Raw genomic sequence first — 13,378 nt, 5'->3', positions numbered from 1 at the left:
TGTGTTTGAGCATGGGCCGTCAGTCGATGCTCAGGGCAATGCCGTCGAGAATGTCATGTTCGCTGGCGGTGGCTGTTGCAATCCGTCCACCGGTCAACCCGGCCAGCCTTTCGAGGATCCGCCGCCAGACCAGTCCCCCTGCACCGATGACGTCCACCCGGCCCGGATGCATGTAGGGCAGCGCGGCGCGATCTGAACGCGTCATGGTGAGGAGATCGGTACCGGCAGCCCGGACCGTGTCGAGGGGAAGTTCCCTGCCGTGGATCGCGTTGGGCGAATATTCCGTCAGCCGAAGGGCGTGGGCAGTAATGGTGGTAATGGAGCCGGCAACGCCGACGACGGCGGTGGCGCGTTCCAGCGGAACGTCCTGTCCGGCGCGTGCGATGGCGGCGTCCACATCAGCTTCCGCGGCTGCTATCTGTTCGGGGGTGGGCGGGTCCTGGCGCAGATGCCGTTCGGTCAGCCGCACACAGCCGATATCCACTGATTTTGCTGCTGTCACGCCGGCTGCCGTACCCAGGACGAATTCGGTACTTCCGCCGCCCAGGTCAACTACCAGCACCTCCTGGCCGTCCAGGATGGGCAGGACGCTGCTGGCGCCGGCAAAGGACAGCGCGGCTTCCTCGTCGCCGGAGATGACCTCAGGTTCCACGCCCAGGAGGTCCCGGATGCCGTCCACGAAGACGCCCCTGTTCCGCGCGTCACGGCTGGCAGAGGTGGCAACGAAACGAACCTTGCCGGCACCGTGCTCCTGGATCAGGCGGGCGTAGTCGGCGGCCGCCGCGAAAGTGCGCTCCAGCGCTTCCGGAGCCAGTTCGCCCGTGGCATCCACTCCTTGGCCCAGCCGCACCACGCGCATCTCCCGCACCACGTCCTTGAGGCTGGTGGTCCCGTTGCTGCGTTCGATGTCGGCGATGAGGAGGCGGATGGAGTTGGTGCCGCAGTCAATGGCGGCGACGCGGGTCATTGCCCGGCCTCTGCGGTGCCGGAGGTCTTTCGAACGGGCGCGGGACGGCCTACGATGTCCGGCAGCCCCTGCGGTCCGTGGCGGCTGAGGTCCCGGGACGGGGCTTCACCGGTGGTGTCCCATGCGCCTTCGCAGTAACACGTGTCGGCGGTCCACCACTCGCTGATGGCGGAGATGGCCTGGTCCCCCAGCGGATTGACTCCCGGACCGGCCGCGAGTGAGTGCCCTACCAGGACGTGAAGGCATTTGACTCGGGTGGGCATGCCGCCGGCTGAGATCCCATCGATTTCGGGGACGGCTCCGATCCCGGACCGTTCACCGATGTCCGAGCGTGCCTTTAGGTACGCGTTGTGGGCAGAGCGGTAGGCGGCGGCCAGTACGTCATCGCCGGCCAGTTGCTCGTTCATCACGTTCATAACGCCCGCGGCTTCGAGCCGGGAAACTGCAGAGGTAATGACCGGATGCGTCAGGTAGAAGGTGGTGGGGAACGGAGTTCCGTTGCCGAGGCGGGGAGCGGTGGCGGCCACCAGCGGGTTACCGCAGACGCAGCGCGCAGGAATCTCCACTACGTCCCTGACCGGCCGTCCCAGCTGGCGGCTCAGTACTTCCAGGTCTTGCGGTGATGGTTGGCGGGATTCATCCCGGGCGGCTGCCGTGTTGGGTTCCACTGTCGCGGGCCGTCCTTCCTTTTGCGGTTCAGTCTGTGGCCGCGCGCGTGATGGACTCCCACAGGGAATCCACCCACGGCAGATCGGCGGGGTCTTGTGCTGCTGCACCGGTTTGGCTACTGCTTTCTCCGGCCGGCACATCGCTGCCGAAGACCCAGTAGCCGGTTTCGCCCGGCATAACCATGTTAATGCGGTCGCGGGCCTGCTGTTTCACGTAGTTGGGGTCCTGCCACCGGGAAACCTGCTGCCGGAGGCTGTTGCCTTCCGCCTCGCGGGCGGCAATGTCAGCGTTCAGGGCCGCTATTTCTGCCCTTTTGTCGAAGAAAATCTTCACCGTGGGGGCCAGCATGATGGTGATGGCAATCATGACCACGGCCAGCGCGAGCATCCGTCCGGAAAACGCCTTGGCCGGGACGGGCTGCTGGTCTTCGGGCGTTTCGGCGCCGGCCGCCGCAGACGCGCCTTGGGAATTGCTCCCCTTTCCTGCGCCGGCAGGCGAGGAGGCGCCGTGTGGTCCCGGGACGTTTTTGGAGCCGGGCGAGTGGGCACCCGCTGCGTTGCCGGCCGTCGGTGCGGCAGCTTTTCGGCCGGCCCCGTTGGCGCCGGGTTTTTCCTTGGCGGAACGGAAATCCGCCCGGATTACAGCGGCTTCGTGGTCCGTTTCCTGGTTCGACCGCGGTGTGCCCGAACGGGAAGAGGCGACCTTTGGAACTTTGGGACGGCGGGTAGCCATGACACTCCTGAAACACGCAGCCTGCCTGGGCCGCCGCTAGCTGGGCTGAAACTAAGTTGCCGAAACAACAACGGTGGCTATGGTCTTTCAACCATAGCCACCGCCTCGTTGTTTATGCGGCTACTAGCCCTTGAAACGCGGGAACGCGCTGCGGCCTGCGTAGCGGGCGGCATCGTCGAGTTCCTCTTCGATGCGCAGCAGCTGGTTGTACTTGGCAACGCGCTCGGAGCGGGCCGGTGCGCCGGTCTTGATCTGGCCGGCGTTGGTGGCCACCGAGATGTCGGCGATGGTGGTGTCCTCGGTTTCGCCGGAGCGGTGCGAGGTGATGGTGGTGTAGCCGGCACGCTGGGCCAGGCTCACGGCGTCAAGCGTTTCGGTGAGGGAACCGATCTGGTTGACCTTGACCAGCAGCGAGTTGGCGGTCTTGGTGTCAATGCCGCGCTGCAGGATGGCGGGGTTGGTGACGAAGAGGTCATCGCCCACCAGCTGCACCTTGTCGCCGATGGAGTCGGTGAGGGTCTTCCAGCCGTCCCAGTCGTTTTCGTCCAGCGGGTCTTCGATGGAGACCAGCGGGTAGTCAGCGACGAGTTCGGTGTAGTACGCGCTCATCTCGGCGGAGGTCAGCGACTTGCCTTCGAACTGGTAGGCGCCGTCGGTGAAGAACTCGGAGGAGGCGACGTCCAGGGCCAGCGCGATGTCCTTGCCCGGGGTGTAGCCGGCGTTCTTGATCGCTTCCTGGATCAGGTCCAGTGCTGCACGGTTGGACGGCAGGTTCGGGGCGAAGCCGCCTTCGTCGCCGAGGCCGGTTGCGAGGCCCTTTTCCTTCAGCACGGACTTGAGGGCGTGGTAAACCTCAACGCCCCAGCGCAGGCCCTCGGAGAAGGTTTCGGCGCCCAGCGGGACAACCATGAATTCCTGGATGTCGACATCGGAATCAGCATGCGAGCCGCCGTTGAGGATGTTCATCAGCGGAACCGGCAGGACGTGGGCGTTCGGGCCGCCCAGGTACTTGTACAGGGGAAGGTCTGCCGAGGCGGCAGCCGCGTTCGCAACGGCCAGGGAAACGCCCAGGATGGCGTTGGCGCCCAGCTTGCCCTTGTTCGGCGTGCCGTCCAGGTCCAGCATGGCCTGGTCGATGCTGCGCTGGTCCGTGGCGTCGAAGCCGGTCAGGGCCGGGGCGATCTGGTCGATGATGGCGTCAACAGCCTTCTGGACACCCTTGCCAAGGTAACGGCCCTTGTCGCCGTCACGCAGCTCAACGGCTTCGTGCTCGCCGGTGGAAGCACCGGACGGTACTGCAGCGCGGCCGATCTGGCCGTCGGAGAGCAGTACTTCAACTTCTACTGTGGGATTGCCGCGGGAATCGAGGATCTCGCGGGCGTGGATGGCATCGATAAGCGCCATGAATTTGCTCCTTATGGGCGATTAACGGGGGGATCTTGCAGAAAGACTCGACGTACTCGTCACGGACCAGCGTAGTCGAGAGTGGTCCGGGTTACGGAAACCTATCCAGCCCCCGGACGTCATGATGGTGCGGTTATCTCTGGTGGTGCTGCTCGGGGACACGCTGCTGGTAGGTCCGGACCGCGCCGCGCAGGGCACGCTCGGCGTCGAACCCGCTGGCCCGGGCGGAATGCACGACGGCGAACAGCAGCTCGCCGAGTTCTTCTTCCGACGTGAAGGGGCCAACATCCGCCGGTGGTTGAGCTTGCGGAAGCCCTGCCCTGGCCACGCGGTCGATGGATTTTTGAGCCCGTGCCAGCGCCGGGAGGGCCAGCGGGATCCCTTCAAACGGATCCCGCCGCTCCGGCCGCTCGGCGCGCTTCACGGCGTCCCACTTCTGGACGATCTCATCAATGGTGGCCGGAAAGCTGTCCTGCAGGGAGCCGTCCGGGCGGAACACATGGGGGTTCCGGCGGACCATCTTGGCACTGAGCCCGCGCGCGACGTCGTCGAACGTGAAGGCGCCGCGCTCCTCGGCAAGCCGGGCGTGCAGCACCACCTGGAGCAGGACGTCGCCCAGCTCGCCCTGGAGTTCGGCGTCTGCTGCTTCTGCCGTGGTACCGCCAGAGCTTCCGGCCTCGATCGTTTCGGCAACCTCAAAGGCCTCTTCGAGGAGGTACTCCACCAGCGACGCGTGGGTGAGCGCCCCCATCCACGGGCAGTGCTCCCGGAGGGAAGCGACTATCCCCAGCAGCTCCCCCAGCTCGCAAGCTCGCTCGGGGCCCCCTGCTGCTGTGGGCCCATTCCGCAGCTCCCCCACCGGGGAGCTGCCGACATCCGGCTCGTTAGCCAAGGTTCGCGTAAGCGTCGTTGATGTACTCCACCAGGGCTTCCTTCTCCTCCAGCGGCAGGAAGGATGCCTCGGCGGCGTTCAGGGTCAGCTCCAGCAGGTCGTCGAGATCGTAGTCGAAGGTTTCCACGAGGAGGTCGAACTCGTCGGTCAGGGTGACCCCGCTCATCAGGCGGTTGTCGGTGTTGATGGTGACGTTGAAGCCGAGCTGGTACAGCATGTCCAGCGGGTGGCTTTCGATGCCGTCGCCGAACCCCGCGATCGCACCGGTCTGGAGATTTGAGGACGGGCAGATTTCCAGGGCAATGCCGCGGTCGCGGACCCAGCTGGAGAGGTCGCCGAGGGTCACCAGTCCGATGGTGTCCTCGGTCTCGTCATCGTCGTCGAACTCCACCATGATGTCCTCGGCGATCCGGACGCCATGTCCAAGCCGGAGCGCCCGGCCGTCCACCAGTGCGGACTGGATGCTCTCCAGGCCGGCTGCCTCGCCCGCGTGAACGGTGGCCGGGAAGTTGTTCTGGGCCAGGTAGGTGAAGGCCTCCCTGAAGCGGGAGGGCAGGAAGCCGTCTTCGGCGCCGGCGATGTCAAAACCTACAGCGCCCTTATTGCGGTGCCGGACTGCGAGTTCAGCGATCTCCTGGCCGCGGTCGGCGTGGCGCATGGCCGTGATGAGCTGGCCCACCTGGATTTCCCGTCCGGTCTCCCCCACGGCCTCGACGCCGGCCTCAAGGCCTTCCTGCACCGCTTCCACGGCTTCATCCAGTGTGAGGCCCTTCTGCAGATGCTGCTCGGGGGCCCACCGTACTTCGCCGTACACCACGCCGTCGTCGGCAAGGTCCTCGACGAATTCCTTCGCGACGCGGAAGAGTCCTTCGGCGGTCTGCATCACGGCGACGGTGTGGTCGAACGTCTCAAGGTAGCGGACCAGGGAGCCGGAGTCCGCCGACTCGCGGAACCATTGGCCCAGCGCCACAGGATCGGTGGAAGGAAGGGTGTGGCCAACTGCCTCGGCGAGTTCGATGATGGTGGCCGGACGGAGTCCTCCGTCCAGGTGGTCATGAAGTGAAACCTTTGGGAGGTTCTTCAGGTCAAAATCGATGGCAGGGGCAGCGTCAACAATAGGCTCAGTCACGTTCCCACCTTAGGGTGGGCAGGGGTTCAATGCCAGCGGCTAGGTGGCGGCAGGCTTGCCGTCCGCGGCAGCGGGTGCCAGGACGGCGTTGCCTTCGGTTTGGCTGTCCCGTGCGCCGTCCGGGCCGCCGTCGAGCCACTCGTCCAAGTCCTGGGCGTCGTTGCGGGCAAGGTGCTTGTGCCACCACCGGAGCAGGTGGTCGATGAGGATGCCGAGCACAATCGCGAACACCACCGCTATGCCCGCACTGAGCAGCGGGTTGTGGTGCAGCCACGGAAAGGAACTGGCCAGCAGTCCGATGCCGATGGAATACCCCACCCACGTGATGCAGGCGAAGGCGTCCAGCAGGAAAAAGCGGCGGTGGCCGAAGCCGGTGCTTCCAGCCACGTAGTTCACGGCCACCCGGCCCCATGGGATGTAGCGGGCAGTGAAGATCAGCACCGCTCCGCGCTTCTCGAGTTCATAGCGGGCCCAGCCGAAGGCCTTCTGGACCTTGGGCCGGCGCATCCATTTCCACCGGTTCAGGCCAATCCGGCGTCCGAGCATAAAAGCCATGTTGTCGCCGGCGATGGCACCGACCAGGGCGGTGATGCCCAGGATCCAAAGATTGGGTTCCCCACCGTGCCGGGAGAACGCCGCAAGGGCTACGATGAGGGTTTCGCTGGGGACCACCATGGCGAAGCCGTCCACAAAGAAGAACAGCAGCAGTACCGGGTAGATCCACCACTGGCCCGCTGCATGGAGCACGGCCTCATTAATAAACTCCACGCGGTCTTGCTCCTATGCAAAATGGCACCAGCCAAAAGTGACGCAGCCAAAGCGGAAATCGTTCTAAGTGTCCCACGGCCGCGGCGCAACACGCTACGCCCCTGCCTGCCCGAACAACGGTTGAACTACGCTTCCGGTTCCTTCATCCGCTCCACCATGGGCGCCTTTCGCCGGACCCGGTTGATGACCAGGTCCACCACGATCCCGAGGGCCACTGCACAGATGATGGCGATGACGGCGCCCAGGAGGTGGTTGTCTTCAAACCACTGGCCAAAGAACAGCCCGATTCCCACCGAGTAGGCCGCCCACAGGCTGGCCGAGAGGACGGTCAGCCCCACGAAGCGCAGGTGCGGATAATGCGTGACCCCGGCCGTGAGGTTCACAGCTACTCTTCCGATTGGTACGAAGCGCGCCACGAGGATGAGCGAGGCCGGGCGCTTGCGCAGCTCCCGGCCTGCCCACCGGAAGGCGCTTTGCATCCGGGGGCCCCGCATCCACGACCACCTATTGGTTCCTACCCTGCGGCCGATCAGGTACGCGATGTTGTCGCCGGTAAAGGCGCCAAGGGCCGCCACCAGCATCAGGAGCCAGGGGTTGGGTACATCCGCGGTGGCAGCCACTGCGGAGAGGCCCACCACCACTGATTCACTCGGTACGGGCGGAAAGAAGCCGTCAATGATGCAGCAGGCCAAAACAAGGAACAGCACCCAGGGCTGTCCGGCTGCCGCGAGGATGAAGTCATTGATGGCCTGCATGGCTCCCTATGCTATGCGGTCAATGATCAGGCGCTGTGCCGGCCGCGATCCCTCGGGGGCTATGACAGCTGCGTTCTCCAATGCTTCCTTTGCCCGGGCGAACCGTTCCGGAGTGTCCGTGAGGAGGGTCATCAGGGGCTCTCCCGCCCGGACCACGGCACCGGGCTTGGCATGCATCCGGACTCCCGCGCCTGCCTGCACGATGTCCTCCTTGCGCGCGCGTCCTGCGCCGAGCCGCCAGGCTGCGACCCCCACGGCAAGGGCGTCGAGTTCCACCAGCACTCCATCGGCCGGGGCGTAGACCACCTCGGATTCCCGGGCCACCGGCAGCTTGGCCCGCGGGTCGCCGCCCTGCGCCTCGATCATCCGGTTCCAGACGTCCATGGCACGGCCGTCTTTGAGCGCTGCGGCGGGATCGGCGTCGTGCACTCCTGCAGCGGCGAGCATTTCCTCGGCGAGCCGGACCGTCAACTCCACCACATCATCAGGGCCGCCGCCCGCCAGCACCTCGACGGATTCCTCCACCTCGATGGCGTTGCCGGCCGTCAGGCCCAGGGGCGTGCTCATATTGGTGAGCAGAGCCACGGTGTTGACCCCGGCATCCTTGCCAAGCGCCACCATGGTCTCCGCCAGCTCGCGTGCCTTGGCCTCATCCTTCATAAAGGCACCGCTGCCCACCTTGACGTCCAGGACCAGCGAGCCGGTGCCCTCGGCAATCTTCTTGCTCATGATGGACGAGGCAATCAGCGGGATGGCCTCAACGGTGCCGGTGACGTCGCGCAGGGCGTACAGCTTCTTGTCTGCCGGGGCCAGGCCTGCGCCTGCTGCGCAGATGACGGCGCCCACGTCCTGGAGCTGGGCCAGCATCTCCTCGTTGGTGAGTGAGGCCCGCCAGCCGGGGATGGCCTCCAGCTTGTCCAGCGTGCCGCCGGTGTGGCCCAATCCCCGGCCGGAGAGCTGGGGAACGGCGACGCCGAACACTGCTACCAATGGCGCCAGCGGCAGGGTGATCTTGTCCCCCACGCCTCCGGTGGAGTGCTTGTCCGAGGTGTACTTCAGCCCGCCGTCCGGACGGCGCAGGCTGGAGAAGTCCATCCGCTCGCCGGAAGCGATCATTGCGGCCGTCCACCGGGCAATTTCGCTGCGGTTCATGCCATTGAGCAGGATGGCCATGTTGAGGGCGGCCATCTGCTCGTCGGCGATGACGCCCCGCGTGTAGGCGTCAATGGTCCAGTCGATCTGTTCCGGGCTCAGGGTGCCCTTGTCCCGCTTAATACGGATGATATCGACGGCGTCGAACGCTTCGGCCACGTTGATCGCTGCGGCGGTGTCTGTCATCGCGTTCCCTCCAGGTGTTCGGGACCAAAGGCGTCTGGCAGCACCTGGTCCATGGTCTTGATGCCTTGGGTGGTCATAAGCTCCATGCCGGAGGCACGGAATTCGTACAGCAACTGCCGGCAGCGCCCGCAGGGCATCAGGATGTTGCCGGCGCCGTCCACGCAGTAGAACGCGCGGAGCAGGCCGCCGCCGGTCATGTGCAGGTTCCCCACCAGCGCGCATTCGGCGCAGAGGGTCAGGCCATAGCTTGCGTTCTCCACGTTGCAACCACTGACGATCCGGCCGTCCTCGGTGAGGGCCGCCGCCCCCACCGGAAACTTGGAGTACGGCACGTAAGCCTTTCGCATGGCTTCGACGGCGGCCGCCTCCAATGCGGACCAGTCCACGTGCCCCTCGCCGGCCACGCCGTCAACCCTTGACATACGGGATGCCGCTGGCTGCCGGCCCTCGTGACCTGCCCACCAGCCCGGCCACGGCCAGAACCGTCACCAGGTAGGGCAGCATGGCCATGAACTGGCTGGGCACAGGGGTGCCGATGATGGTCACGATGCTCTGCAGGTTGTCAGCGAACCCGAACAGCAGGGCAGCAAAGAAGGCACCGATCGGATTCCACCGGCCAAAGATCAGGGCAGCCAGCGCGATGAAGCCGCGGCCGCCGGAGATCTCCTTGGTGAAGCTGTCGATCGCCACCAGGGTGAAGAACGATCCGCCGATGCCGGCTACTGCCCCGCCAAGGGTGACGTTCCAAAACCGGGTGGCATTGACGTTGATGCCCAGGGTGTCGGCCGCCTGCGGGTGTTCACCGACAGCGCGTACACGCAGGCCCCAACGGGTTTTGAAGAGGCCTACCCAAACCACCAGGACCGCTACGTACATCAGGTATCCCACCAGCGACTGGCGGAAAAGGATGGGCCCGATGATCGGGATGCTGGACAGGACGGGAATCTCGATGATGTCCAGCCCGGGAGGCGAATTGAACTGCGCCTTGTTGGCCTGCATCACCGTGCTGAACAGGAAGCCGGTAACGCCGGAGACCAGGACGTTCAGCACCACGCCCACGATGATCTGGTTCACAAGGTACTTGATGCTGAACAGGGCCAGGACCATGGAAACGACTGCCCCGGCCACGGCGGCGGCCAGCAGCCCGATAAAGGGGTTTTGCGTCATGCTGGCAACGATGGCGGCGGTGAATGCGCCACCGAGGAGCTGGCCCTCAATGGCGATGTTGACCACGCCCACCCGCTCACACAGGACGCCCGAGAGTGAACCGAACACCAGCGGGACGGCAAGGGTGACCGACCCGGCGATAAGCCCGGCCAGTGAGATGCTCGGGGTGCGGGCACCGCCCACCACCCAGATGAGGAAGGCGGCCACGAACAGGACAATGAAGCTAACTGTCAGCCAGCCCGGTGCGGGCCGGTTCTGGGATTTCAGGTACACCGCATAGGCTGCCAGGCCCAACAGGAGGACGGACAACACGATGCCCGCGGCGAATGCGTTCACCTCCAAAGCCGGCAGCTGGAAGAAGTCCTCGCCGGTGGAGATGCCGAAGCTGGCGGTCTGGTTGGGTGCCATCAGCCCGAAGAAGACCAGGGCGATCAGTCCGAAGGCCGTGAGCAGGACCGGCGTGCGCCAGGTCACCGGCTTGCCTGAGACGGCTGCGGTGCCGGTGCCTGCCGGGGTATTACCCGGCTGCGGCTTTCCGGGGAGGGGCGACGATACTTTTGTGCTCATGCTGCACCTCCGGTTGTGGCTGCCTGGCGGGACTTGGCCGCGCGGGCAGGCTTCTTGCGGCGGGGGTTCAGGCCGAAGACGGCCCGCACCAGCGGCGGAGCCGCAATGAAGAGGACGATCAGGGACTGGACCACCAAAACGATATCGATGGGGGTTCCGGTCTGGATCTGCATCTGGACGGCCCCGGCGCGGAAGGCGCCGAACAGAAGGCCGGCAGCGAAGGTACCCCACGGCGTCGAACGTCCCAGCAGGGCGACGGTAATCGCGTCGAATCCATAGGTGGCAGCAACGCCGTCGGTGAGCACTTTCTCTGTGCCCGCTACCTGGGCGACGCCGGACATGCCGGCGAGTCCGCCTGCAATGGCCATCACCAGGACGGTGGAGCGGGAAACGTTGATGCCCGCGGTCTGTGCCGCCTTGGGGTTGGCACCGACGGCACGGAACTCGAAGCCCACCGTGGAGCGGTTCAGGAGCCACCACACCAGTACGGTGGCTGCAATCGCCAGGAGGAAGCCCAGGTGCAGCCGGTACTGGGTGCCAAAAATCTGCGGGTACACGGCGGTGGGATCCAGGATGGGCGAAATGGGGTTCGTCTCCCCCGGCCGCTGGAAGGCCGGTGTGTTCAACAGGTACCGCAGGAAGTACAGCGCGATGTAGTTGAACATGATGGTCAGGATGACTTCGTGGGCGCCCGTCCGGGCTTTAAGCAGACCCACCAGTCCGCCCCAGAAAGCGCCGCCGATGATGCCGGCCACCAGGACCAGCAGCAGGTGCAGCCCCAGCGGCAGGTGCAGCGCGAAGCCAACCCAGGCGGCAAGGATGCCGGCCACAATGATCTGTCCCTGCGCACCAATGTTGAAGAGTCCGGCGCGGAAGGCCAATGCTACGCCGAGGCCGGCCGTGATAAGCGGCGTGGCAATGGTGAGGGTTTCCATGAACGGTGCGAACTGGGCCGCGACGCTGTTGCCCCGGGGGTTGAAGACCGAACCCTGGAACAGCGCAATGTAAGAGCGCGTTGCGGCGTTCCACACTGCTGACAGGAAATCAGAGGGACGGGCAAAGAGGTAGGTGGATGTGGTAGCGACCTGTTTGTCGGTGCTGGCAATCAGGAGGCCGCCGATGACGAGCGCAAGCAGTACGGCCAGGACCGAGACCATGCCGCTCCCGGTAAAGATTTTGCGGAGCAGCGTGTCCGGGCCGCCCGGAAGCTGGCCGCTTTGCGCAGTGGCCGGAACGGCGGAGGGCTCCATGGCGCCGCCGGCAGTATCAACGGATACGACGGCGGCCGTCTCCTCCGCGGCGGGAGTTGCCTCGTGCGCTTTGCCGCTGTGTTCGCCGGCCGCGTGCTTGGGGGGATGCTTGTCAGACATGGTCGCCTCCTTCGGCGTCGGAAGTGGAGGCCGTGGCAGCGGAGGGCGCCTGCCCCGTCGGATGGCCGTGTTCCTCGGGCGGGATGCCCGCCATCATGAGGCCCAGGACGTCGCGGCTGGTGCCGGCCGGAACGATGCCCACCAGCTTGCCTTTGTAGAGCACGGCGATCCGGTCGGCCAGTTCCATGACCTCGTCCAGCTCGGTGGAAATGATCATCACGGGGGTGCCCTGGTCCCGCTCCGCGACGATCCGGCGGTGCAGGAACTCGATGGACCCCACGTCCACGCCGCGGGTGGGCTGGGAGGCGATGAACAGCCGCAGCGGGCGGGAGAGCTCGCGCGCCATCACCACTTTTTGCTGGTTGCCGCCGGACAGCGTACCTGCCGCGGCTACGGCCGATGGCGTCCGCACGTCGAATTCGCCGATGCGGGCCTTGGCGTTCTCCAGGATTTTCGCCGGGCTCATGCTGATGCCCTTCGCGAAGGGAGGCTTGTCATAGAGGTCCAGGACCAGGTTCTCGGCCACGGAGAACGTGCCCACCAGCCCGTCCACCTTGCGGTCTTCCGGCACGAATCCGACGCCGGCGTGCAGGACTTCCTTCACGGACCGGCCCAGCAGCTCCTTGCCGTCAAGCCTGATGGAGCCGGAGACCCGGTCCTGGAGGCCAAGGATGGCTTCGGTGAGCTCGGTCTGGCCGTTGCCCTGCACACCGGCTACTGCCAGGATCTCGCCGCGGGCAATGTCGAAGCTGAGTCCGTCCACCACGTGCTGGCCGTTGGGAGCGATGACTGTGAGGTCCCGGACTTCGAAGGTTTTTTCCTTCGGCTGGGCGGGTGCCTTATCCAGGTTCAGGCTGACGGCGCGCCCCACCATCATGGAGGCGAGTTCGGCAGTGGGGGCGGCAGGGTCCGCCGTGCCCACCACCTTTCCGCGCCTGATCACGGTGATGGTGTCCGAGACTTCCTTTACTTCCCGCAGCTTGTGCGAAATAAACACGATGGACGTGCCGCTGGCCTTGAGCTGGCGCATGATGTCCAGCAGTTCGTCAGTCTCCTGGGGCGTCAGGACGGCAGTGGGCTCGTCCAGGATCAGGACCTTGGCGTTGCGGACCAGTGCCTTGATGATTTCGACGCGCTGCTGGACGCCCACCGGCAGGTCCTCCACCAGGGCGTCCGGATCGACGTCGAAGCCGTATTGATCGGAGATTTCCTTGATCCGGCGGCGCGTCTCTTCCAGGTTGAGGAAGCCGGCAGCCTTGGTGGGTTCTGCGCCCAGCGCCACGTTCTCGGCCACCGTAAAGACGGGAACCAGCATGAAGTGCTGGTGCACCATTCCGATCCCGGCGGCCATCGCATCGCCGGGTCCGCGGAAGGACACGGCTTTGTCATCAACGAGGATTTCGCCCTCGGACGGCTCGTACAGGCCGTACAGCACGTTCATCAGGGTGGATTTTCCGGCCCCGTTTTCGCCCAGGAGGCAATGTATTTGTCCGGGCTCAACCACCACGTCGATATGGTCGTTGGCTAGCAGGGTCCCGAAGCGTTTGGTGATCCCTCTGAGTTCAAGTTTCAAAACTCTGACCAATCTCGAAGCGTCCAGTGATCGACCGGACGGGATAT

13 protein-coding genes are annotated in these 13,378 nt (G+C 65.3%); all 13 read right to left on the bottom strand.

The features are described 5' to 3' along the window. Positions 1-19: 19 nt before the first annotated feature. The 13 genes from G6R19_RS09115 to G6R19_RS09055 all read right to left on the bottom strand — a co-directional run bounded on the left by G6R19_RS09115 (position 20) and on the right by G6R19_RS09055 (position 13,331). Positions 20-967 (bottom strand): Ppx/GppA phosphatase family protein, encoded by a 948-nt coding sequence (locus G6R19_RS09115; RefSeq protein ID WP_163164248.1) that lies wholly within the window; start codon positions 965-967, stop codon positions 20-22. Beyond that, positions 964-1,635 (bottom strand): DUF501 domain-containing protein, encoded by a 672-nt coding sequence (locus tag G6R19_RS09110; protein WP_205484342.1) that lies wholly within the window; start codon positions 1,633-1,635, stop codon positions 964-966. Before G6R19_RS09110 ends, G6R19_RS09115 begins: the two co-directional genes overlap by 4 nt. Positions 1,636-1,663: 28 nt before the next feature. Then, positions 1,664-2,368, bottom strand: coding sequence for a septum formation initiator family protein (locus G6R19_RS09105; RefSeq protein ID WP_163164246.1), 705 nt, complete (start codon positions 2,366-2,368; stop codon positions 1,664-1,666). A 123-nt stretch (positions 2,369-2,491) separates the two neighbouring features. Beyond that, entirely contained in the window at positions 2,492-3,772 is a 1,281-nt protein-coding gene (eno, locus tag G6R19_RS09100; RefSeq protein WP_163164245.1) for a phosphopyruvate hydratase, read from the bottom strand. 133 nt (positions 3,773-3,905) lie between these two features. Further along, positions 3,906-4,523, bottom strand: coding sequence for a MazG nucleotide pyrophosphohydrolase domain-containing protein (locus tag G6R19_RS09095; protein ID WP_163164640.1), 618 nt, complete (start codon positions 4,521-4,523; stop codon positions 3,906-3,908). Positions 4,524-4,656: 133 nt separating this feature from the next. After that, on the bottom strand, positions 4,657-5,793 hold the full coding sequence (locus G6R19_RS09090) for an adenosine deaminase (RefSeq protein ID WP_163164244.1): 1,137 nt from the start codon (positions 5,791-5,793) through the stop codon (positions 4,657-4,659). A 39-nt stretch (positions 5,794-5,832) separates the two neighbouring features. Next, entirely contained in the window at positions 5,833-6,561 is a 729-nt protein-coding gene (locus G6R19_RS09085) for a DedA family protein (protein ID WP_163164243.1), read from the bottom strand. 125 nt (positions 6,562-6,686) lie between these two features. Beyond that, the gene (locus G6R19_RS09080; RefSeq protein ID WP_163164242.1) at positions 6,687-7,316 is read right to left on the bottom strand and encodes a DedA family protein; all 630 of its coding nucleotides are present in this window, start codon (positions 7,314-7,316) and stop codon (positions 6,687-6,689) included. A 6-nt stretch (positions 7,317-7,322) separates the two neighbouring features. Then, positions 7,323-8,654: a thymidine phosphorylase gene (locus G6R19_RS09075; protein ID WP_163164241.1), complete on the bottom strand. Its 1,332-nt coding sequence runs from the start codon at positions 8,652-8,654 to the stop codon at positions 7,323-7,325. After that, a complete protein-coding gene (locus G6R19_RS09070) occupies positions 8,651-9,076 on the bottom strand; it encodes a cytidine deaminase (protein ID WP_163164240.1) in 426 nt (141 codons plus the stop codon). The genes G6R19_RS09075 and G6R19_RS09070 overlap by 4 nt, the downstream gene beginning before the upstream one ends. Next, the gene (locus G6R19_RS09065) at positions 9,063-10,388 is read right to left on the bottom strand and encodes an ABC transporter permease (protein WP_163164239.1); all 1,326 of its coding nucleotides are present in this window, start codon (positions 10,386-10,388) and stop codon (positions 9,063-9,065) included. Before G6R19_RS09065 ends, G6R19_RS09070 begins: the two co-directional genes overlap by 14 nt. Next, complete coding sequence (locus G6R19_RS09060; RefSeq protein ID WP_163164238.1) at positions 10,385-11,758, bottom strand: ABC transporter permease; 1,374 nt, start codon at positions 11,756-11,758, stop codon at positions 10,385-10,387. The genes G6R19_RS09065 and G6R19_RS09060 overlap by 4 nt, the downstream gene beginning before the upstream one ends. Further along, a complete protein-coding gene (locus tag G6R19_RS09055) occupies positions 11,751-13,331 on the bottom strand; it encodes an ABC transporter ATP-binding protein (RefSeq protein WP_163164237.1) in 1,581 nt (526 codons plus the stop codon). The genes G6R19_RS09060 and G6R19_RS09055 overlap by 8 nt, the downstream gene beginning before the upstream one ends. Positions 13,332-13,378 lie beyond the last annotated feature (47 nt).

Origin of the sequence: Arthrobacter sp. Alg241-R88, from assembly GCF_900537115.1 — a bacterium.
Lineage (GTDB): Bacteria > Actinomycetota > Actinomycetes > Actinomycetales > Micrococcaceae > Arthrobacter.
This window is presented reverse-complemented; position numbering and strand designations above follow the sequence as displayed.